This is a genomic window from Streptomyces sp. NBC_00083, assembly GCF_026343295.1.
Classification (GTDB): domain Bacteria; phylum Actinomycetota; class Actinomycetes; order Streptomycetales; family Streptomycetaceae; genus Streptomyces.
Window position 1 is genome coordinate 684,635 of record NZ_JAPELY010000003.1, and the last position, 20,050, is coordinate 704,684.

The 20,050-nt window shown below is 72.4% G+C and carries 20 protein-coding genes; 9 read left to right on the top strand and 11 right to left on the bottom strand.

From position 1 onward, the window contains the following. Positions 1-86: 86 nt before the first annotated feature. Entirely contained in the window at positions 87-1,091 is a 1,005-nt protein-coding gene (locus tag OOJ98_RS26960; RefSeq protein WP_267057623.1) for an LLM class flavin-dependent oxidoreductase, read from the bottom strand. Between the two features lie 105 nt (positions 1,092-1,196). On the opposite strand from OOJ98_RS26960, the gene OOJ98_RS26965 reads away from it, so the two are divergent. Further along, positions 1,197-1,685, top strand: a complete 489-nt coding sequence (locus OOJ98_RS26965; protein ID WP_267057624.1) for a hypothetical protein — start codon at positions 1,197-1,199, stop codon at positions 1,683-1,685. Positions 1,686-1,927: 242 nt separating this feature from the next. On the opposite strand, the gene OOJ98_RS26970 is transcribed toward OOJ98_RS26965, so the two are convergent. Continuing rightward, the gene (locus OOJ98_RS26970) at positions 1,928-2,149 is read right to left on the bottom strand and encodes a dodecin (RefSeq protein ID WP_267057625.1); all 222 of its coding nucleotides are present in this window, start codon (positions 2,147-2,149) and stop codon (positions 1,928-1,930) included. Between the two features lie 276 nt (positions 2,150-2,425). On the opposite strand from OOJ98_RS26970, the gene OOJ98_RS26975 reads away from it, so the two are divergent. The 3 genes from OOJ98_RS26975 to OOJ98_RS26985 all read left to right on the top strand — a co-directional run bounded on the left by OOJ98_RS26975 (position 2,426) and on the right by OOJ98_RS26985 (position 5,891). After that, positions 2,426-3,676 (top strand): extracellular solute-binding protein, encoded by a 1,251-nt coding sequence (locus tag OOJ98_RS26975; RefSeq protein WP_267058260.1) that lies wholly within the window; start codon positions 2,426-2,428, stop codon positions 3,674-3,676. Positions 3,677-3,773: 97 nt separating this feature from the next. Then, the gene (locus OOJ98_RS26980; protein WP_267057626.1) at positions 3,774-4,268 is read left to right on the top strand and encodes a peptidylprolyl isomerase; all 495 of its coding nucleotides are present in this window, start codon (positions 3,774-3,776) and stop codon (positions 4,266-4,268) included. 261 nt (positions 4,269-4,529) lie between these two features. Then, entirely contained in the window at positions 4,530-5,891 is a 1,362-nt protein-coding gene (locus OOJ98_RS26985) for an NAD(P)/FAD-dependent oxidoreductase (RefSeq protein ID WP_267057627.1), read from the top strand. Here the strand turns inward: OOJ98_RS26985 and OOJ98_RS26990 are convergent. Continuing rightward, the gene (locus OOJ98_RS26990) at positions 5,871-6,704 is read right to left on the bottom strand and encodes a cytochrome c oxidase assembly protein (protein ID WP_267057628.1); all 834 of its coding nucleotides are present in this window, start codon (positions 6,702-6,704) and stop codon (positions 5,871-5,873) included. The genes OOJ98_RS26985 and OOJ98_RS26990 overlap by 21 nt on opposite strands. Beyond that, positions 6,701-7,192, bottom strand: a complete 492-nt coding sequence (locus OOJ98_RS26995; RefSeq protein ID WP_267057629.1) for a DUF2243 domain-containing protein — start codon at positions 7,190-7,192, stop codon at positions 6,701-6,703. The genes OOJ98_RS26990 and OOJ98_RS26995 overlap by 4 nt, the downstream gene beginning before the upstream one ends. Positions 7,193-7,430: 238 nt before the next feature. On the opposite strand from OOJ98_RS26995, the gene OOJ98_RS27000 reads away from it, so the two are divergent. Next, entirely contained in the window at positions 7,431-7,877 is a 447-nt protein-coding gene (locus OOJ98_RS27000) for a nitroreductase family deazaflavin-dependent oxidoreductase (RefSeq protein WP_267057630.1), read from the top strand. Positions 7,878-7,931: 54 nt separating this feature from the next. On the opposite strand, the gene egtD is transcribed toward OOJ98_RS27000, so the two are convergent. The 4 genes from egtD to egtA are packed head-to-tail and all read right to left on the bottom strand — an operon-like array spanning position 7,932 to position 12,194. After that, positions 7,932-8,894: an L-histidine N(alpha)-methyltransferase gene (gene egtD, locus OOJ98_RS27005; RefSeq protein ID WP_267057631.1), complete on the bottom strand. Its 963-nt coding sequence runs from the start codon at positions 8,892-8,894 to the stop codon at positions 7,932-7,934. Further along, positions 8,894-9,646 carry an ergothioneine biosynthesis protein EgtC gene (gene egtC, locus OOJ98_RS27010; protein WP_267057632.1) on the bottom strand — a complete coding sequence of 251 codons (753 nt, stop codon included), beginning with the start codon at positions 9,644-9,646 and terminating at the stop codon, positions 8,894-8,896. The genes egtD and egtC overlap by 1 nt, the downstream gene beginning before the upstream one ends. Beyond that, positions 9,646-10,944: an ergothioneine biosynthesis protein EgtB gene (gene egtB, locus OOJ98_RS27015; protein ID WP_267057633.1), complete on the bottom strand. Its 1,299-nt coding sequence runs from the start codon at positions 10,942-10,944 to the stop codon at positions 9,646-9,648. Before egtB ends, egtC begins: the two co-directional genes overlap by 1 nt. Beyond that, entirely contained in the window at positions 10,941-12,194 is a 1,254-nt protein-coding gene (gene egtA, locus OOJ98_RS27020; protein WP_267057634.1) for an ergothioneine biosynthesis glutamate--cysteine ligase EgtA, read from the bottom strand. Before egtA ends, egtB begins: the two co-directional genes overlap by 4 nt. A gap of 135 nt (positions 12,195-12,329) precedes the next feature. Between egtA and OOJ98_RS27025 the strand changes: the two genes are divergently transcribed. Next, positions 12,330-13,247, top strand: coding sequence for a TIGR02452 family protein (locus OOJ98_RS27025; RefSeq protein ID WP_267057635.1), 918 nt, complete (start codon positions 12,330-12,332; stop codon positions 13,245-13,247). Here the strand turns inward: OOJ98_RS27025 and OOJ98_RS27030 are convergent. Beyond that, a complete protein-coding gene (locus OOJ98_RS27030) occupies positions 13,201-13,662 on the bottom strand; it encodes a type II toxin-antitoxin system PemK/MazF family toxin (RefSeq protein WP_267057636.1) in 462 nt (153 codons plus the stop codon). The genes OOJ98_RS27025 and OOJ98_RS27030 overlap by 47 nt on opposite strands. Before the next feature lie 243 nt (positions 13,663-13,905). Between OOJ98_RS27030 and OOJ98_RS27035 the strand changes: the two genes are divergently transcribed. Beyond that, on the top strand, positions 13,906-15,324 hold the full coding sequence (locus OOJ98_RS27035; RefSeq protein WP_267057637.1) for an AMP-binding protein: 1,419 nt from the start codon (positions 13,906-13,908) through the stop codon (positions 15,322-15,324). Here the strand turns inward: OOJ98_RS27035 and OOJ98_RS27040 are convergent. Further along, a complete protein-coding gene (locus OOJ98_RS27040) occupies positions 15,281-15,757 on the bottom strand; it encodes an SRPBCC family protein (protein ID WP_267057638.1) in 477 nt (158 codons plus the stop codon). The two genes, OOJ98_RS27035 and OOJ98_RS27040, sit on opposite strands and share 44 nt — an antisense overlap. An 89-nt stretch (positions 15,758-15,846) precedes the next feature. Further along, positions 15,847-17,022: an ROK family transcriptional regulator gene (locus tag OOJ98_RS27045; protein WP_267057639.1), complete on the bottom strand. Its 1,176-nt coding sequence runs from the start codon at positions 17,020-17,022 to the stop codon at positions 15,847-15,849. Positions 17,023-17,179: 157 nt separating this feature from the next. On the opposite strand from OOJ98_RS27045, the gene OOJ98_RS27050 reads away from it, so the two are divergent. Together OOJ98_RS27050 and OOJ98_RS27055 are read left to right on the top strand one after the other, a co-directional pair. Continuing rightward, positions 17,180-18,664 (top strand): APC family permease, encoded by a 1,485-nt coding sequence (locus OOJ98_RS27050; protein ID WP_267057640.1) that lies wholly within the window; start codon positions 17,180-17,182, stop codon positions 18,662-18,664. 491 nt (positions 18,665-19,155) lie between these two features. Further along, positions 19,156-19,854, top strand: a complete 699-nt coding sequence (locus OOJ98_RS27055) for an SDR family oxidoreductase (protein WP_267057641.1) — start codon at positions 19,156-19,158, stop codon at positions 19,852-19,854. The last annotated feature ends 196 nt before the right edge of the window (positions 19,855-20,050 follow it).

Here is a 20,050-nt window from a genome sequence, read left to right on the forward strand (position 1 = left end):
CGCGGGGAACCGCGCGACCAGCCACGCACGGTCCGCGGCCGGGCTCCAAGGGGCCGCTCCTGGCGCCGGTTGCGGCGTGCGATTCGTCAGGCTCCTGCCAGCCGCGCCAGCCTGCCGTACGAGTCGAGCAACGCCCCGCGATCGTACGTACTCGTCGTGACGAGGAACTCGTCCGCCCCGCTGCGGTCGAGAAGCTTCTCCAGCGCCTCGGCCACCTCATCCTCCGTCCCGTACATCTGGCCGCTCAGCGCCTCGTCGAACAGCGTGCGCTCGCGGTCGGTCATGGTCCGGGCCGGCACCTCGTCCGGCGGGACGAGCGGCGGGAACGCCCCCCGCGTGCGGGAGAACGCCGTCGACCACGCCTCCGGAAGCAGCATCCGGCGCGCGGCCTCCCTCGTGTCCGCCACCGCGACCGTGCCGGACACCACGACGTACGGGCGCTCGCCCTGCGCGGACGGGCGGAACGCCTCGCGGTAGTCCTCGATGGCCCTCAGCATGGCCTCCTCGCCGCGCACTTGGGCGATGACCAGCGGAAGCCCGGCCTCCGCCGCGACACGGGCGCCCTTGCCCGTGGCCAGTACGAAGGCCGGCACCGTGAGCCCCTCCGCCGGATGCGCGTGGACCTGGGGGTGGGCCCGCTGGCTTCCGTCGAAGTAGCCGAGCAGTTCGGCCAGCTGCGCGCCGAAGTCGTCGGCGTCCTCCTTGCCCCGGCCCAGCGCCTTGCGGATCCCGTCGGTGAACCCCACCGAGCGGCCGAGCCCCATGTCGATCCGCCCGGGAAAGAGCGCCTCGAGGACCCCGAACTGCTCGGCCACGACGAGGGGTTGGTGGTTGGGGAGCATCACGCCACCGGTGCCGACCCGGATCGTCGAGGTGGCCGACGCGACGGCTGCGGCGAGCACGGCGGGCGCGGAACCGGCGACCCCGGGCACCGAATGGTGCTCGGAGACCCAGAAGCGGTGGTAGCCGAGCCGCTCGGCCTCGCGTGCGAAGGCGACGGTGTCCCGCAGCGCCTGCGGTCCGTCATGGCCGGTACGGACGCGCGAGCGGTCGAGTACGGAGAAGGGGGTCGTCGCGATCAGTGAGCTCACACAGGGTTCAACACACGCGCCGCCCCAGGATTCCCGCAACGCCGCCGACCGGGCCGGCCAAGCCCGGTCCACGTCGCCCGCGCGCCGGGCCCTAGCCTGAGGAACGTGATCGACAGAACCCGGCCCCTGGCCGTCTTCGACCTGGACGGCACCCTAGCCGACAGCTCCCACCGCCAGCGCTTCCTCGACGGCAAACCTCGCGACTGGGACGCCTTCTTCGCGGCGGCGCCCGCGGACCCGCCGCTGTCCGAGGGGGTGACGCTGTGCCGCGAGTCGGCGCAGGAGTGCGAGGTCGTCTACCTCACCGGGCGCCCCGAGCGGTGCCGGGACGACACCCTGGCGTGGCTCGCCGCCCAGGGGCTGCCGGACGGCACCGTGCACATGCGCCGCAACGACGACCGGCGCCCGGCCCGCCTCACCAAGCTGGAGATCCTGCGCAAGCTGGCACGCGGCCGAGAGATCCGCATGCTGGTCGACGACGACGAGCTGGTGTGCGACGCCGCCGAGCGGGCGGGCTTCCGCGTCGTACGGGCCCGGTGGACCGGCGCGAGCGAGGCCATGAAGAACGCGCAGGAGCGCGAGGGCCGTACCTGAGCCGCGGGCCCCGGACGGGAGGCGGCCGTCCTGCCCGCACCACGGGGTGCGGCGCCGTGACCGCCCCCACCCGGGCGGGCGGGAGCGGGCCCCGGGCAGGCCGGAGGTGAGGAGCCGGGCCTGAGGCTGAGGTCCAGGGTGAGACTTGGCCGGAGCCGAGCGATTCGTCCCCGTTGGGCCATGCGGGCCGGGCATCTCCGTACGGCGGCCGGCGTGGGCCCGTCCGTTCGGCGCGCCCGGCGTCAGACCTCCGCGTCGTCGTCCAGCCGGAACCCGACCTTGAGGCCCACCTGGTAGTGCTCGATCACGCCGTTCTCGATGTGGCCGCGCACCTGTGTCACCTCGAACCAGTCCAGGTTGCGCAAGGTCTGTGACGCGCGGGTGACTCCATTGCGGATGGCCTGGTCCACGCCCTCGTGGGAGGTGCCGACGATCTCGCTGACGCGGTACGTGTGGTTGGACATGGAGGTGCTCTCCTCTCGTCGCGTTCCTCCACGGTGCCCCACTCGGCCGCACTCCGCGAGACAGCGCCTCGCGCGCGGCCCGCCCCCGGCCGCTCCGGACCCGCCCCGACCGCGCCCGGTCGCCCCGGGGTGGCCGGAAAAGTTCGGTCCCGCCGGGGCTTGACCACCTCATTGGTCCATACCAAACTCACGATGCGCACCCGAACAAGCCACCGCGCTTCCCCCACGTCGGGCCATGCCTGCTTGCCCACACGCAGAAGGTGACCTTTCGTGAAGATCCGCCGTACCCTCGCCTGCTCCCTGGCCCTCGTCTCGGTCTGCGCCCTCAGCGGCTGCGGCGCGCTGCCGGGGTTCGGCCAGAAGACCACCAAGGTCACCGTGTGGCTCATGAAGGACAGTGCGTCCGACGACTTCGTGCAGCGCTTCACGAAGGACTTCGAGAAGAAGCACGACGGCGTCGAACTCGACGTCCGCATCCAGGAGTGGACCGGGATCGGCCAGAAGATCACGGCCGCTCTGGAGGGCGGCGGCGACGTGCCGGACGTCATCGAGGTCGGCAACACCCAGGTCCCCCAGTACGCGGCGAGCGGCGGCCTGCTCGACATGACCCTGGAGTCGCTGCGCGACTGGGGCAGCAGCGACTGGCTCCCCGGCCTCGCCCAGCCCGGCAACGTCGACGGCATGCAGTACGGCATCCCCTGGTACGCGGCCAACCGCGTCGTCCTCTACAACAAGGACCTCTTCGCGTCCGCCGGGATCACCAAGCCGCCGAAGAACCGGGCGGAGTGGCTCGCCGACACCGCGAAGCTCAACTCCGGCCGGAATCAGGGGATTTACCTCGCGGGCCAGGACTGGTACACGCTCGCGGGGTTCGTCTGGGACGAGGGCGGCGAACTCGCGCAGGAGGACACCGGCGACTGGAAGGGTGCCCTCGACAGCCCGGCCGCGCTGCGCGGCATGCAGTTCTACAAGCAGCTCCAGGCGCTCGGCAGGGGACCGCGCGACGCCGACGAGGAGACCCCGCCGCAGGCCGGCGTCTTCGCGCGGGGCGAGGTCGCCCAGATGATCGCGGTGCCCGGCGCCGCGAAGGCCATCCAGAAGGCGAACCCCGCTCTCGCCGGAAAGCTGGGCTACTTCCCGATCCCCGGGCCCACCGACGCGAGACCCGGCTCCGTCTTCACCGGCGGCTCCGACCTGATCATCCCGCGCAAGACCGGCCACCGTACCCAGGCCGTCCAGGTCGTCGAGGCGCTGACCGGTGAGAAGTGGCAGACCGATCTGGCCATGACCATGAACTACGTACCCAACAAGTCCACGCTGGCCCGCGCGGTCGAGGGCCAGGAGGGCACCGCGGCCATGGCCAAGGGCGCCGCCCAGGGCCGCGCCACCCCCAACTCGCCGCAGTGGGCGGCCGTCGAGGCGGACAACCCCATCAAGCCGTACATGACGGCCGTGCTGGGCGGAGCCGACCCCAAGAAGGCCGCGAAGACCGCTTCCGACCGGATCACGTCGCTGCTCTTCCCCTGAGGTCCGCCACCGCGCCCCGGGGCCGTTTCGCCGGGGCGGCGGGAGCGTCGGGAGAGCCGGGATGGGGTCGCGGGGCGGCGGATGTCAGGATGGGGCCATGCAGAACGTCTATTTCGACATCACCATCGGCGGCGAGAAGGCCGGCCGCATCGTCTTCCGGCTCTTCGACGACGTCGTCCCGGAGACGGCCCGCAACTTCCGCGAGCTGTCCACCGGCCAGAACGGCTATGGCTACGCAGGCTCCTCCTTCCACCGCGTCATCCCCGACTTCATGCTCCAGGGCGGCGACTTCACCCACGGCGACGGCACCGGCGGCAAGAGCATCTTCGGCGCCACCTTCGCCGACGAGAACTTCTCCCTCAAGCACGACCGGCCGTTCCTGCTCTCGATGGCCAACCGCGGACCGGGCACCAACGGCTCCCAGTTCTTCGTGACGACCGTCGTCACGCCCTGGCTCGACGGCAAGCACGTCGTCTTCGGCGAGGTCGTCGAGGGCGAGGACCTCGTGAAGAAGATCGAGTCCCTCGGCACCCGCAGCGGCGCCCTGCGACAGGACGTCGTCATCAGCGAGTCCGGCACCGTCGAGGCCTGACGCACGCCGAGCGCCGGCCGGCGCACCCACCCCCGCGTACCGCGCCGGCCGGCCACCCGCACCACACGAACGGCGCCATCCGCCCCGGGTCCCCATCCGGCGCGATGGCGCCGTTTCGCGTTCCCGGGCCGGGGCATTCGGTGGTGCGGCGGTGCTGCGTTGATCACTATGGAGGTGTTGACGAACGCCGGTCGGGGGCACTCGGGCAGTGACGGCTCAGTACTCGCCCCGTTCGCAGGTCCCAGGGAAAGGACGCACACCGTGGCACGACCGAGGATTCTCGTCGTAGGCGCCGGCTTCGCCGGGGTCGAATGCGTACGGCGCCTGGAACGCCGCCTCACCCCGGGAGAAGCGGAGATCTCCCTGGTCACGCCGTTCTCCTACCAGCTGTATCTGCCCCTGCTGCCGCAGGTCGCGGCCGGGGTGCTGACCCCGCAGTCGGTCGCCGTGTCCCTGCGCCGCAGCGCCAAGCACCGCACCCGCATCATTCCGGGCGGCGCGATCGGTGTGGACCCCAAGGCGAAGATCTGCGTCATCCGCAAGATCACCGGCGAGACACTCGACCAGCCGTACGACTACCTCGTCATGGCCCCCGGCAGCGTGACCCGCACCTTCGACATCCCCGGCCTCGTCGAGCACGCCCGCGGGATGAAGACGCTCGCGGAGGCCGCGTACATCCGCGACCACGTCATCTCCCAGCTCGACCTCGCCGACGCGAGCGACGACGAGGACGAGCGCGCCTCACGGCTGTGCTTCGTCGTCGTCGGCGGCGGCTACGCCGGGACGGAGACCGCGGCCTGCCTCCAGCGGATCACCGCCAACGCGCTCAAGCGGTACCCGCGGCTCGACCCGCGGCAGATCAAGTGGCACCTCATCGACATCGCCCCCAAGCTCATGCCCGAACTGGGCGACAAGCTGGGCAGGGCGGCCATGGAGATCCTCCAGAAGCGCGGCATCGAGGTGTCGCTCGGCGTCTCCATCGCCGAGGCCGGCGCGGACAAGGTCACCTTCACCGACGGCCGCGTCCTGCCCTGCCGCACCCTCATCTGGACGGCGGGTGTCGCCGCGAGCCCCCTCGTCGCCACCCTGGAGGCCGAGACCGAACGGGGCCGCCTCCTCGTCACGCCCGAGATGACCGTGCCGGGCCTGGACAACGTGTTCGCGCTCGGCGACGCCGCCGCCGTGCCTGACCTCGCCAAGGGCGAGGGCGCCTTCTGCCCGCCCACCGCACAGCACGCGATGCGCCAGGGACCCAAGGTCGCCGACAACATCGTGGCCGCGCTGCGCAACGAGCCGCTGCGGCCCTACGTGCACAAGGACCTCGGCCTGGTCGTCGACCTCGGCGGCCGTGACGCCGTCTCCAAGCCGCTCGGCATCGAACTGCGCGGCATGCCCGCCCAGGCGGTGGCGCGCGGCTACCACTGGTCGGCGCTGCGCACCAACGTCGCCAAGACCCGGGTGCTCACCAACTGGATGCTCAACGCGATCGCCGGCGACGACTTCGTCCGCACCGGCTTCCAGGCGCAGAAGCCCGCCACGCTGAAGGACTTCGAGTACACCGACGCCTATCTGACGCCGGAGCAGGTCCGTTCGCACACGGCCTCACTGACCGTACGGGGCTGATGCGGGCGGCGCCGCCGCCCGCCGCCTCTCCCGGGCGAGGCGGCGGCCGCCGGCCGTGTACCAGTGGAGCGCGACGGCGACCGCGAGAGCGATCTCGACCAGGTCGCCGCCGTAGTACATGACCTCGGCGCCGGCCGCGAGATCGCCCGGCGCGAAGCGGGTGCCGGGCGGGGGAGCGGCGTAGAGGGTCTTGGCGAGGACGGAGTGCGCGCCGCCCGCGCCGACGAGTACGGCGGCCTTCAGGGCCGTCCCGTGGCGGCGCGCCGGCGGATCGAGCGCGCAGAGTGCGACCGAGAGCAGCAGCCCGGCCGTGAAGACATGGACGTGGACCAGGGCGGAGAGCCAGGGCCGCTCGTGTGCGGCGGCGAACAGCGGGGTGCGGTACAGGAGCCACAGGCCGCCCACGTCGAGGAGCGCCGCCGTCACCGGGTGCGCGAGCACGGCGGCCGGCCGCGAGCGCAGCACGGCGAGGAGACGGCGGTGGGACGGTGGCGGCAGGGAGCGCAGGACGAGGGTGACCGGGCGGCCCAGGGCGAGGAGCAGCGGGGCCGCCATCCCGGTGACCAGGTGCTGCGTCATATGGGCCGTGAACGGCCCACCGGGAGGTGTGGCGAGCGCCCCCGCCGTCAACGCCGCGGCGCCGGCTGCGCAGCAGACGTCCCGGGCGTACGGCCAGCGGTCCCCGCGGCGCCGGAGCCGGGCCGCCGCGAGCAGCTGGGCCACTCCGCCGGTCAGCGCGATCCCCGCCACGAGCAGCGCGAGCGTGCCCGGCTGTCCGGCGAGATGCTGATGCCCTGTCAATTCGGCGTTCATGAGGGCGAGTTGACGCGCCGAGCGGTGCGCAGCAGGAAAGCGCCGGCTGCCAGGAACAGCACGGCGAGGATGTTCCAGGTGAGGTCGTACGGGGTGAGGTCGACGTGGTACCTGATCTGGTGCAGCCCCATCAGCTTGTGCTGGACGGTGCCGTCGTACAGCTGGAACCCTCCTGCGCCGAGCAGGACGCCTCCGGCGAGCACACGGCCGGCGAGGGCCGCGCGCCGGCGCAGATCGCCGACCATGAACAGCCCGATGACGACGGCGAACCAGCCGAAGGCATGGAAGAGGCCGTCCGAGACCAGGCCGATGTCCGGTGTCGAGCGGTCGTAGAAGTGGTGCCAGTGCAGCAGTTGATGGAAGACCGTCTCGTCGACGAAGGCCGCGATGCCCACGCCGATGAGCACTCCGGACCAGGCCGAACGGGCGTGTCGCGGAGCGGTTCGCTGCTGCTGGGGGCCGGGGGAGGAGATGGGCGGAGTCGCCATCACGGGCACGTCCTCGGGGGAGTCTGCGGGAGATCGTCCGACGTGGAACGGGGCACCCGGTCCTGCTGCCCGCACCCCCGCACGAACAAGCGTCCGGATCCGGCCTTCCTGCCCCGTACGGCGGTGCCTTGCGGGGCGCGGACGCCCCCCGAGGGGAAGATGGAGAGAGCCACCGGCGTTGTCCGGAAGCCGGCCGAAGGCGGGCCGGCCCGCAAGTCACTGACGAAAGGACCCCACCATGCCTCTCGACGGCGAGTACGAGCCGAGCACCAGCCAGCGGGCGCGCGAGCAGGTCGAGGCCATCGAGCGATCAGGCGGCCGGGAAGGGATGACGATGCGCGGCATGCCCGTCATCATGCTCACGACGCGCGGCGCCAAGAGCGGCAAGATCCGCAAAACGCCCCTGATGCGGGTCGAGCACGACGGCCGGTACGCGGTGGTCGCCTCGATGGGCGGCGCGCCGAAGCACCCCGTCTGGTACTACAACGTCGTCGCCGACCCCCGGGTCGAGCTCCAGGACGGCACCGAGCGCCAGGACATGAAGGCCCGTGAGGTGACGGGCGAGGAGAAGGCCCTGTGGTGGGAGCGCGCCGTCGAGGCCTACGCCGAGTACGCGGACTACCAGAAGAAGACGGACCGCGAGATCCCCGTGTTCGTCCTGGAACCGGTCCCGGGAGGCCACTGACCGCCTCCGACGGGGCCCCGGCCCGGTCCGTCGCCGGGCGGGGGCCCCGGTTGCTCAGCCCGCGGTCGCCAGCGAGAGCGCGAACCGCCCGGCTTCATCGGTCCACCAGTGCGACGGCACGAATCCGGCGGCGCCCAGCTCGGCCCGTACACCCTCCTCACGGAACTTCGCGGACACCTCGGTACGCAGCTCCTCGCCGGCCGCGAAGGACACCGCCAGATCGAGTTCCCGGATCTTCACGGTCACCTCGCGGCGGGCCCGCAGCCGCATCTCGATCCACTCCTCCTCGCGGTTCCACAGCGCCACATGGTCGAAGTCGTCCGGGTCGAAGTCGGCGCCCAGTTCACGGTCGATGACGCTGAGCACGTTCTTGTTGAAGGCCGCTGTGACGCCTGTCGCGTCGTCGTAGGCGCGGACGAGGACGGAATCCTCCTTCACCAGGTCGGTCCCGATCAGCAGGGAATCGCCGGGTGCCATCAACTTCCGCACCGAGGTGAGGAACTCGGCGCGCTGTGCGGGCAGCAGGTTCCCGATGGTGCCGCCGAGGAAGGCCACGAGCCGGGGGCCCGGCGCCTCGGGCAGTTCGAGCACCTGCGTGAAGTCGGCGATCAGCGCGTGGACGCGCAGCTCCGGGCGGTCGGCGAGCAGGGCCTGCGCCGCACCGGTGAGAGCGCTCTCGCTCACATCGACCGGCAGGTACGTGAGCGGCGCGGGCAGCGCGTCCAGGAGGAGCCGGGTCTTCTCCGACGAACCGGAGCCCAGCTCGACCAGGGTGCGCGCACCCGTCGCCCCGGCTATCTCCGCCGCGCGACGGGCGAGGATCTCGCGCTCGGCCCGTGTCGGGTAGTAGTCGGGCAGCCGGGTGATCTCCTCGAACAGCTCGCTGCCCCGCGCGTCGTAGAACCACTTGGGCGGCAGGGACTTGGGCGTGCGGGTGAGCCCGTGGAGCACATCGGCGCGCAGTGCGGCCCCGGTGGCGTCCTCGGGCAGGGTGCGGGTCAACTGGAACGGGCGCACTACTGGGGCTCCTTGAGGGGGGTGAGCTGGACATCGGTCCGGTCGGCGCGCAGCAGCGTGCGGTCGGGCACCTCGCGCCAGTGGGCATCGTCGTCGTACGGTTCGGAGGCGACGACGGTGGAGCGGCCGGGCGTGTGGCGGAACCACAGGGTGTCGCCCCACGTCGTCGCGGTGATCGTCTCGCCGTCGGTGAGCAGGAGGTTGAGGCGCGAACCGGGTGCGGCGGCCGCCACGTCGGCGACCGTGTCGGCCATCGCCTCACCCGCCGGGTCGCCCCGGTCGAGGCGGTGCAGCACCAGCGCCCAGACCAGCGCGGAGTCACAGCGCGCCTCCAGGCCGAGCAGCGCCCGAGCGGGGAGCCGCTCGGCGAGCGGCGCCGCGCTGCGCGGCCACTCCCGCACGGCGCCGTTGTGGCTGAACAGCAGGCGCCCGGCGGAGAACGGCGCCGCCGCGGCCTCGCCGTCGGCCCCCGGCTCGGTGGCGTCCCGGACCGCCGCGAGCAGCGCTCCGGTGCGCACGACCCGGGCCAGGTCCGCGAAGTTCGGGTCCGACCAGATGGGGCCGGTGCGCCGGTAGCGGGCGGGCGCCGGATCGTCCCCGGCGTACCAGCCGACGCCGAAACCGTCGGCGTTGACCGTCCCGTACCGCTGACGGCGGGGCGCCCACGACTGCCGGTAGAGGCCGTGTTCGGGCCGCACGAGTAGCTCTTCGAGCGCCAATGGCGCTCCCACATAAGCGATATGACGGCACATCAGGCCGCATCCCTCGCCGTGCGGAATCCCGCGAAGATCTGCCGTCGCACCGGTAGGTCCCAGTTGCGGAAGGTGCCCCGGCAGGCGACCTCGTCCACCGAGAACGCCCCGCCGCGCAGCACCTTGTGCCCCGGCCCGAAGAAGACCTCCGAGTACTCGCGGTAGGGGAAGGCCACGAAGCCCGGGTAGGGCAGGAAGTCGCTCGACGTCCACTCCCACACGTCGCCGATCAACTGCCGCACCCCCAGAGCCGATTGGCCCTCCGGGTACGCTCCCGCGGGCGCGGGACGCAGATGGCGCTGGCCTAGGTTGGCGTGGGCCGGGGCCGGGTCGGCGTCGCCCCAGGGGTAGCGGCGGGACCGGCCGGAGACCGGGTCGTGGCGGGCCGCCTTCTCCCACTCCGCCTCGGTCGGCAGCCGGCGCCCGGCCCAGCGGGCGTACGCGTCGGCCTCGTACCAGCTGACGTGCAGGACCGGCTCGTCGGCCGGGACCGGTTCGGTCACGCCGAACCGCCTGCGCAGCCACTGGCCGCCCTCGCCCCGCCAGAACAGCGGCGCCGCCAGGTCGTGCTCGCGGACCATCGCCCAGCCGGCCGGTTCCCACCAGCGGCTGTCGCGATAGCCGCCGTCCTCGATGAAGCGGAGGTAGGCCCCGCATGTCACCGGGGTCGTGTCCAGATGGAAGGCGGCCACGACGCGCTGGTGCGCGGGGCGCTCGTTGTCCAGCGCCCAGGGCTCGGTGGAGGTTCCCATGGTGAACGGGCCGCCGGGCACGAGGACTTCGGCGGGCAGGCCGTCGGTGGTGGCGGACGCGGGCTCCGGCGCGGTGAGTACGGCCGGCCCGCCGCGCAGCTGATGGGTGATCAGCATGGTCTCGTCGTGCTGCTGTTCGTGCTGGGCGATCATCCCGAAGGCGAACGCGGCGTCGGTCAGCGGGCCGCCCCGCAGCGGGGTGCGCTCCAGGACGTCGAGCACCCGGCTCCGGACGTCGGCGGCGTAGCGGCGCGCTTCGGCGGGGGCGAGCAGGGGAAGGGTGGGGCGCGCCGCGCGCGGATGCTCGAAGGCGTCGTACAGGGAGTCGATCTCGGGCCGGAGCGCGTCCTGTCCGGCGACGGCCCGCAGCAGCCACTGCTCTTCCTGGTTGCCGATGTGGGCGAGGTCCCAGACGAGGGGAGACATCAACGGCGAGTGCTGGGCCGTCAGTTCGTTGTCCTCGACGTGGGTGAGCGCGCTGGTGCGGGCGCGCGCGGCGGTGAGCGCTGTCAGGGCGCGTTCCCTGAGCAGCTCCGGGTCGGTCATGTGTGGAGGTCCTTCGGTGGGGCGGGCGAGGATGTGTCGTCGGCCGGACATCGGCCCCGTACGACATAGCGGTCGGTGAAGGCGGCGACGCGGTCGCACAGTGCGCCGGAGGCGCCGAGCCGGGGGAGCGCGCCGAGCGCCGCCGCGAAGCAGGCCGTGGCGGCCTCGCGCAGCTCGGGGTCGGCGAGCCCGTCACGGGCCGCCGACCGCCACAGCGCATTGCGCGGAGCGGGCAGTGAACCGGCCCGTTCCGCGAGGGGTTTGACGGTCCGGTACGCGATTTCGGCGGCCTCCGGGTCGTCGAAGAGCGCGCTGGTCACGGCGAGCGGCACGGTCCACCCGTCGTCGCCGGGCTGGGCGTCGATCATGCGCAGTTCCAGATGGCCGCGCGGCCGCACGGGCGGGAACAGGGTGGTCAGGTGGTAGTCGAGATCGTCGCGGGTGGGCGGCCGTGGCAGCCCGGTGCGCAGCCACTGCCGGAAGGTGAGCCCCGGCGGGGCCGACCAGGGACCGGATTCGGCGCGTACGCACATGACCGGGGCGTCCAGCACGTGTGCGGCCCAGGAGGCGCGCGGCGGGGCGTCGAGCGGCGGGGCGAGGGCGCATACCGGGTCGAGCTCGGTCCAGTTCGCCTGCCGGGTCGAGCGCCAGCCGGTCGACCTGGCCTCCCGGACGGGGGAGTTGGCGAACGCGGCGACCAGGACGGCGCCCAGCAGGTGCGCCATGAGCCAGCGGCGCCCGAAGCCGAGCGGGCCGGGCTCCTCGTACCCGGCGTCCAGGCAGACCTGGACGGAGGCGGTGGAGCACATCATGGCCCGGCCGGCCGGGCCCGTGCGGTCGAGGTGGGCCTCCATGGCGTCGTACCGCGCCTGGCGCAGGATGCGGCGTGGGGGGTGCCAGGGGTCCTGACCCAGGCCGACGAGGGCGAGTCCGTGCCGGCGCAGTGTGGCGCGCGCCGTGGTGAGGTCGGAGGAAACGGTGGTGACGCACTCCATGAGGGATGCGGCGGGCAGCGAGCTGAGCTCAAGCTGGCCGCCGGGTTCGACGGTGAGCGCCGATCGCAGTCCCACCGTGCGCAAGGCCGCGTAGGCGGCTTCGAGACGGTCCCGCGGGACGCGGACGCGGGGCTGGTCCAGATCGTGGACGAGCCATTCCAGTTCGACGCCGACGGTGCGGGGCGGGCCCGTCTTGAAGCAGATGCCGCGCAGCAGATCGTCGGCCGCGGTCTCGCTCAACTCCCGTGGGGTCATGGGTGAAGGCCTCCTTCCCTGGGTCCGGAAACACATGCCGTCCCACCTAAGACGTCGCCGACGCATCGCACAAGAGCGCCTCTTCGGACGGATATTCGTTTGCGGCGGCCTGCCGGGGGCCGCACGATGCCGTTCATGAGTGCACGACTGCGCGGGATCGCCCGCCACACGGTGGAGATCACCGACGGCGGCCGGTACCGCGGCGAGCGCGGCCGCGACGTGTCGATCGCCGGGCCGGTGGCCGCCGCCCTCGCGGGCACCGCCCTGTACGGTCCCGGGCCCCTCGCGGTCACACCGGACCGGGACCGGACGACCCGCGTCGAGGTTACCGGGGAGAGCAGCCTGGACGCGGCCCGCAGGATGGTGACCGGGGACGGGAGCGGGCCCGGCGGCAGGGCCGGGGGCGAGCGGGCCGTCGCCGTCCTCACGTTCGCCTCCGCGCGCAACCCCGGCGGCGGCTTCCTCAACGGCGCCCAGGCCCAGGAGGAGGCGCTCTGCCGCTCCTCCGCGCTGTACGCCACGCTGCTGCGCGCGCCGGACTTCTACGCCCACCACCGCCAGGACCGCGACGTGTTCTACAGCGACCGGGTCATCCACTCTCCCGGCGTCCCGGTCTTCCGCGACGACCGCGGCCGCCTCCTCGACGAGCCCTACCTCGCCGGATTCCTCACCTCGCCCGCGCCCAACGCCGGGGTGATCCAGAGCCGTACGCCGCACGCGACGCACCGCGTCCCGGCCGTGCTCGACGCGCGCGCCGAGCGGGTCCTGGAGACGGCGGTCCTGTGCGGCTACCGCCGTCTCGTGCTCGGCGCCTGGGGCTGCGGGGTCTTCCGCAACGACCCCGCACAGGTCGCCGGGGCCTTCCGCCGCCACCTCGTCGGGGAGGGCCGGTTCGCGGGCCACTTCGACGAGGTCACCTTCGCGGTGCTCGACCGCACCCGCGAACGGGCCACCCTGCGCGCCTTCGAAGCGGCCTTCGCGCCCGCCGCGCGGGGGAGCCGGCCGCTCAGCGCCAGCCGTACCGCTCCCGCAGCCGCTCCGCGACCAGAGTGAAGCGCGGCAGGTCGAGCGCGCACGCCTCGCGCCGCATGCCCCGTTCGTGCAGCCGCAGCACCCGGTCCAGGTCCACCCACGACTCGCGGCCCTCCCGGTCCCAGGGCCCCACGCCGATCGGCACCCACTCACGGTCGTGGTCGTGCCGCTTGCTCGACAGTTGCACCGCGAGCACCGTGCCGGCGCCCTCGCGGGCCACCACCAGCACCGGACGGTCCTTGCCGCGCCCGTCGTTCTCCTCGAACGGCACCCAGGTCCACACGATCTCGCCCGGGTCGGGGTCGCCGTCCCGGTCCGGGGCGTAGTCCATGCGGACGGCGCCCACCTCGTGCGGGTCGGCCTCGGTGGTGGCCGTCGGGCCGCTCTGGCCGGGCAGCGCGGGACGGTCCGTCTGGTCGTCAAGATATGCGGTCATCCGGACACCGTAGGACCTGGACGGCCCCGACGAACGCACACATGTGGCCGGAAGGTGTGGGTGTTGCAGCCGGAGGCGGTGCGACGGGCCGTTCCGGCTGGTCAGCCGGGACCGTTGGACCTTCGGCCGAGAGGGCGCGGCCTCCGTGGTGGGGAACGCGCATTGAGGACCGAGGGGCCGGGGGGATTGGATGGCGCGGGTCGGGACCGGGCGCGCGGGAGACCCGGTACGGAAGGAAGCCGCATGCCATCCATGCTCACGGGCTGCACGCCCTGGCCCGAGGAGTTCGCCGACCGGTACGGGGCGGCCGGGCACTGGCGCGGCACCACGCTGGACGACCTGCTGCGCGACGCGGCGCACCAGCACGGGCCGCGCACCGCGCTGGTGCACGGCGCCGAGCGTCTCACCTACGCCCGGCTGAACCGGCGCGTGGACCGCATGTCCGCCGCGCTGCGGATGAGGGGCCTGCGGCCCGGACAACGGGCGATCGTGCAACTGCCCGGCGTTCCGGAGCTCGTGGTCACCGTGTTCGCGCTGATGCGCGCCGGCGTGATCCCCGTGCTCTGCCCGCTCACCCGTCGCGGCCCCGAGGTGGCCCGACTGGCACGCGTCACCCAGGCCGTCGCCTACGTCGGGCCCTCGACGTACCAGGGCTACGACCACACCGCGATGTGCGCCGGAATCGCGGCCCAACGCCCCTTCCTGCGGCGGGTGTTCACCTGGGCCGAGCCGGGCACCTCATTCCCGTACGGGGGTCTCACGACCGATGCGGCGGGTTGCCAGTACTCCCCACTGAGCCTGCTCGACGCGGCGCCCGGCCCCGCGCTCACGCTCGGCGCCGACCAAGTGGCGCTGTTCCTGGTCTCCGAGGACGACGACGGGGTGCTCCAGCTGGTGCCGCGCACCCACAACGACTACGGACACCAGGTGCGGGCGGCGGCGGAAGCGGTGGCGCTCACCGAAGGCGACGTGTATCTCGCGGCGCTGCCCGCCGAGTCGGCCCTCGGCTTCGGCGGTCCGGGCATCGTGGGCACGCTCTCCGTCGGCGGCACCGTCGTGCTGGCCGACAGCCCCGAGCCCGCCGCGTGCCTGGAGCTCCTGGTACGGGAGCGGGTCACCGTGACGTCGGTGACCTCCTCCACCGCCCGGCTCTGGATCGATCAACTCACCCTGCACACAGACGACTTGTCTCATCTGAGGCTCCTTCAGGTCGGCGGCGGACGCGTCGGCGAAGCAGGGCTTCCCGACCGGGCCGTGGCCGAGCGCGTCGGTCCCGAACGGGGCTGTCGCCTTCAGCAACTCCTCGTCATGCCCGAGGGGCCGTTCGTGCTCACCGGTCCCGGCGATCCGGACGAGGCCGTGTGCACCACCCGGGGCCGCCCGCTCTCGCCCGGCGACGAGATCCGCGTCGCAGGACCGGACGGCGACGACGTACCCGCGGGGGAGCCGGGCGAACTCCTGGCGCGCGGGCCGTCCATCGTGCGCGGCTACTACCGTGCGCCCGACCACAACGAGCGCCGCTTCACCCCGGACGGCTACTTCCGCACCGGCGTCCTCGCGCGGCGCACCGCGGCCGGCGACCTCGTGGTGACGCCGGGCGCTCCCGTCGCGCCCGGCATCAGGGGGCCGGAAGGGGCTCGCCCGTCTCCAGGAGCGTCTTGAGGCTGGACAGGATGGGCGGCCACCCCTCGGTGCACATCCCGTGCACGACGCCCGCCGGGTCGAAGTCATGGGTGACGGTCAGCTTCACCTGCTCACGCAGGGGCTCCACGGTGAACGTCACCGACGACCGGCGCTCTGCCGCGATCCGCGCCCGCACGTCCTCGCCGAGGCCGACCGACTCGGCCCACCGCGGGGTGAACGTGTGCCAGGTATAGGCGAGTTGACGCGGGGCGTCCGCGACGAGGACGACCTGCTCGGGGTCGGCGACGGTGACCCCGGCCTGTGTCCAGACCAGGGGCGACGCCTTGGCCCAGCCGCTCTCCAGGCGCACACCCCAGTACCGCTCGGTGAAGGCCGCCTCGGTCAGGGCCTGCCACAGCCGCTCGGGCGTGGTGCGGATGTAGGTGACGTAGACGAACGTCTTGCTGTCCACGAGGCTCTCCTCCGGTGGTCGATGGGCGCGCGCTCGACACTGGGCAGCGGGGGGCCGCACGTCAAACGCAGGGGGCCGACCGGGTGCCGTCAGTGTGCCGCGCGCCGCTCGAAGGCCACGTCCCGCGCCCTACCGAGCGCCGTGGCGACCGCGCCGAGCAGCACCGCGTCCTCCCCGAGTGAACTCGGCGCCACCTTCGGGCGCAGCGGTGTGAGCGTGCGCAGCGTCTCCCGTACGGGGCGCAGGAGCAGGTCGGCGCTGTGCCCGACGCCCCCGCCGAGCACCACGAGGTCCGGATCGAGGACGGCCGCGACCACCGCGACGGTGTGTGCGATCCGTTCGCCCTCCAGCTGAACCGCCTCGAGCGCGGGGCGTGTTCCGGCCCGCGCCGCGTCGAAGACGTCCTTCGCGGTGAGCGGGCCCATCATCCCGAGCGAACGGGCCGCCTCGACGACCGCGTCGCCGGAGACCGCGCCCTCCAGGGTGTCCGGCTTGTGCCGGCCGGGCCATGGCAGGAAACCGATCTCGCCCGCGCCGCCGTGCGCCCCGGTGAAGAGCCGGCCCTCGCTGACCACGCCCATGCCGAGGCCCGTGCCGATCATGACGTACACGAAGAGTCTGCTGCCCGCGCCGACACCGAAGGTGTACTCGCCGAGCGCGGCCAGATTCGCGTCGTTGTGCACCGTCAGGGGGAAGCCGAGGCGCTCCCGCATCTGGTCGAAGAGACCGGGCCTGCCCCAGCCGGGCAGATGCTGGGCGTAGCGCACGCGACGCTTCTCGGCGTCGAACACGCCCGGCGTACCGACCACCGCCTGAGCGACGCGCTCCGCGTCCACCCCCGACGCCTCGACGAGCCGGTGCGCGCTCGCGACCACCAGATCCGCCATGGTGGCCGAGGTGCGGGCGTGGTTGCGGACCTCGGAGCGGGCCACGACCGTGCCGTCGAGATCGGCGAGCGCGACCCGCAGCCAGGCCCGGCCGATGTCGATGCCCAGGGCGTACCCCGCGGTCGGATCCGGCGCGTACAGCACCGCGGCCCGGCCCCGTTCGGGGACGATCGTGCCCGCCTCACGCACCAGGCCCGCCCCTTCGAGCGAGGCCAGCGCGCTGGACACGGTGGGCTTGGACAGGCCCGTGTCGCGCGCCAGTTGGGCCCGGGAGGCGGGGCCCTGCGCGCGGAGCCGGTCGAGCAGCAGACGTTCGTTGGAACTGCGCTGCCGCTGAGGGTTCCAGGGCAGGTCGCCACCCTCGTCGCTGCTGCTCATCGCATCATTCTCACGCATCGGTCCCCTCCGGTCGCGGACGACCCCTTGACCGTGAAAGTAAAGGTACCTAACTTAATCACGCCCCATGCCGAGGGAGTCCCCCCGCCGGTGCATCGGCAGTAGCTTCCTTTTCCCGACATCAGCCAGGGAGGACTCCGTGTCCGCAACCCCTCCGCCCGCCGGCGGCTTCGTCCGCCGGATCGGGCTCTTCCAGGCCACCGCCATCAACATGAGCCAGATGTGCGGCATCGGCCCCTTCGTGACCATCCCCCTGATGGTCGCCGCGTTCGGCGGGCCGCAGGCCGTCATCGGCTTCGTCGCCGGCGCGATCCTGGCACTCGCGGACGGCCTGATCTGGGCCGAACTCGGCGCCTCGCTGCCGGGATCCGGTGGCAGCTACGTCTACCTGCGCCAGGCCTTCCAGTACCGCACGGGCCGGCTGATGCCGTTCCTCTTCGTATGGACGGCGATGCTCTTCATCCCGCTGGCCATGTCCACCGGAGTCGTCGGCTTCGTCCAGTACCTCGGCTACCTGGCGCCGGACCTGAGCAGGACCGCCGGTGACCTGATCGGGCTCGGCATGATCGTGCTCGTCGTCCTGCTGCTGTGGCGGGGCATCGAGAACATCGCCCGGATCACCGCCGTGATGTGGGTCGTGATGATCGCCTCGGTGGGCCTCGTCATCATCGCCGCCGCCACCGACTTCAGCCCCCACCTCGCCTTCCACTACCCGTCGGGCGCCTTCGAATTGACGAGCAGTCACTTCTGGATCGGCTTCGCGGCGGGACTCACCATCGGCATCTACGACTACCTCGGCTACAACACCACCGCCTACATGGGCGCCGAGATCAAGGACCCGGGCCGTACGCTGCCGCGTTCCATCATCTACTCGATCTTCGGCATCATGGCGATCTACCTGCTGCTCCAGATCGGCACGCTCGGCGTGATCGACTACCACCGGATGCTGGACCCCGACGACATCGCCTCGTCCTCGGTCGCCTCCGCCGTCCTGGAGAAGGCCTGGGGCAAGGGCGCCGCCGACGTGGTGACCGTGCTCATCCTGATCACCGCGTTCGCCTCCGTCTTCGCCGGGCTGCTCGGCGGCTCACGGGTGCCGTACGACGCCGCGCGCGACAAGGTGTTCTTCCGCCCCTACGCCAAGCTGCACCCCCGCCACCGCTTCCCGATGCTCGGCCTCGCCACCATGGGCGTCATCACCGCGATCGGCTTCATGATCGGCCGCCGCACCGACCTGACCACCCTCATCCAGCTCCTCACCACGGTGATGGTCATCGTGCAGGCGCTCGCCCAGATCCTCGCCGTCACGGTGCTCCGCAAGCGGCAGCCGGGGCTGCGCCGGCCGTACCGGATGTGGCTGTATCCGCTGCCGAGCCTCGTCGCCCTGGTCGGCTGGCTCACCATCTACGGTTACTCCGACAAGAACTCACCCGGCCGCCACCCCATCGAATGGTCGCTCGCCTGGCTGGCGCTCGGCTGCGTCGCGTTCGCCCTGTGGGCACGCTTCGAGAAGGTGTGGCCGTTCGGGCCGCGCGAGATCCACGAGGAGTACGTGGAGCAGCCCGCGGAGCGGCCGGGTACAGCCACCCCCGGGGCTCCGCCCCGGACCCCGTTCGCGCCTTGAGGGCGCTCGTCCTCAATCGCCGGACGGGCTGGGGTGGCCTCTGCTGGGCACCCTGCCAAGGTCAACCCCCCCTAGGGGTGCGGGGAACTGTGCGGGACGCGGGCACGGTCCGCAGACGGAAGCGGGGTTGCCTGGGGCTGCGCCCCAGACCCCGGTTCGCGCCTGGAGGCCGCTCGTCCTCAATCGCCGGACGGGCTGGGGTGGCCCGCATGGGCCGGGGTCGAGCAGCCGGACGGGCTGGGGGCGCTGATGCTGGGCACCCTGCCCAGGCCGAACTTCGCCCATCGGCAGGAACGGCTCAAGTCGCGCCCACTGGGCATCAGTTACGGCCCTCCAATGACTCAATTGGCCACGGAAGCCAATACGGGCCTGCCTCCTGATGCTCAGTCAGGTACGGAGCCGTCGGAGAAAGCCAGGAGCGAGCCTCGAAGCCCGCTGGGTATAGTGCACGCGCTCCGCCCTGATGACCCTGTCGCCGAGGAGGCCGTCCCATGGACCCCGTCACACTGATCACCGGTGGCTCGACCGGAATCGGCGCCGCCACCGCCCGCGCCCTGCTCAAGCAGGGCCACCGCGTGGCCGTTACCGGACGCGACGCGGGCAAGCTGGCCGCCTTCGCCGCCACCGCCGATGCGGGCGAGCGCCTGCTGACGATCGCCGGCGATGCCGGCGAAGCGGATGACGTCGCCGCCGCTGTCCGCCAGGTGCTGGACACCTGGGGCCAGCTGAACAACGTCATCGCCAACGCCGGTTTCTCCCTGACCGGTAATCTGGAGACCCATTCCCCTGATGACATGCGCGCCATGATCCTCACCAACGTCCTGGGCCCTGCCCTGCTCGTCCAGCAGGCCCTGCCCCACCTGAGGAGCTCCAAGGGGCGCATCGTGATCATCGGCTCTGTGGCCGGTGTCCGTAACACCCCGGGCAACCTGTACTCCGTCACGAAGTGGGCCGCCCACGCCCTCGCCGAGAACACCCGCCTCCTGGTCGGCCAGGACGGAGTCGGCGTCACCGTTGTCGCCCCCGGCGTCGTGGACACCCCCTTCTGGCAGGCCCGCGGTGGTACGCCCGAGGCGACCCCTGCGATCACCGCCGAGCAGATCGCGGACACGATTGTCTTCGCCATCAACCAGCCTGCGGGCGTGGACATCAACAACATCACGATGCGGCCGACGGGCCAGGCCGGCTGAGGCGTTGCTGGGGCTCCGCCCCGGGCCCCGGTTCGCGCCTTGAGGGCGCTCGTCCTCAATCGCCGGACGGGCTGAGGTGGCCTGGATTGGGCATCCTGCCAAGGGCAACCCACCTAGGGGCGCGGGGAACTGCGCGAGACGTGGGCACGGTCCGCACCCGAAGGCGGGGTTCCTGGGGCTCCGCCCCAGACCCCGT